Source organism: Aeromonas sp. Lyrl_2 (assembly GCF_051948815.1).
GTDB classification, from domain to species: domain Bacteria; phylum Pseudomonadota; class Gammaproteobacteria; order Enterobacterales; family Aeromonadaceae; genus Aeromonas; species Aeromonas veronii.
In genome coordinates, this window is sequence record NZ_JAYJLJ010000063.1 from 1 (window position 1) to 876 (window position 876).

An 876-nucleotide genomic window follows, 5' to 3' on the forward strand; every position below is an offset into this window, starting at 1 on the left:
CTTTATACATAGTGACATGATTTACTATCTCTGGATTTTAGTCACAGCCTTGAACTTGTCATGTTGACTTCGCTAAAAATTTATTTATGGCCATAATGCCCAGTTCCATTTTTATTCTTGCGGAGACATTTGCTGAATGAATATGAATTTTGGGAGGGATAAAGTGATTTGTCATTACCTCATTTTCTATCCAGAGAATCACGTCGTATCCGGTTCCTCTATCATCATCACCGAGGTCATGATCAAGACTAATTTCAGTCACCATCTCTGTTTTTAGCCATGCAATCGCCTCGTCCGGCCAAAAGACACGAATCCACCCTACCGGATTTTTTATTTCATCGTCCAGATATAATTTCATGCCATTTTCTCCAGGTTCAGTTCCAATACGTGAGCAATACCGCGATAGGCCCCATCAACAATCAGCTCACCGGGAAACGGTAGTCTGGATGACAAACCAAGATCTGGATCGATGTAGTAGACACATGCGCCAGGGTTGATGTTTTGTAACAGAGAGCTCGCAGGCTCAACAAGCAAACTGGTGCCGACAACTACTACGGTATCAGCCTCGCAGAGCCAGCGACGAGCTTGTTGATACTCATAAATCTTTTCACCAAATAGCACGATATCTGGACGCAATTGTGAACCAGTGGATGGGCAGCGATCACCGATCGCCACATCCTCATGCCAAGGCTGCCGATATTTTTTGCTACGAAAACCTATGGGGACCAAAAACTGGATTGAACCATGCAGATGAAGGACTTCATGGCTACCTGCTCTCTCATGTAAGTCATCAATATTTTGGGTGATGACCCTAACAGTACATTTTTGTTGTAGCAGGGCTATCAGATAATGCGCCTGTGAGGGGGCGGCTTCTAA

Annotated in this window: 2 protein-coding genes; both read right to left on the reverse strand. The window is 44.3% G+C overall.

Annotated features, from left to right (window positions below; all coding sequences use genetic code 11):
• Positions 1–58 precede the first annotated feature (58 nt).
• Positions 59–358, reverse strand: a complete 300-nt coding sequence (locus tag VF684_RS20910) for a cyclic-phosphate processing receiver domain-containing protein (protein ID WP_100646119.1) — start codon at positions 356–358, stop codon at positions 59–61.
• A partial coding sequence (locus VF684_RS20915) for an SIR2 family NAD-dependent protein deacylase (RefSeq protein ID WP_440174398.1) occupies positions 355–876 on the reverse strand: 522 nt, incomplete at its 5' end. The genes VF684_RS20915 and VF684_RS20910, both read right to left, overlap by 4 nt.

What these genes read in the sequence shown, in the direction of transcription:
- VF684_RS20910 (WP_100646119.1), bottom strand. Translation starts at nt 358, where the DNA reads ATGAAATTATATCTGGACGATGAAATAAAAAATCCGGTAGGGTGGATT.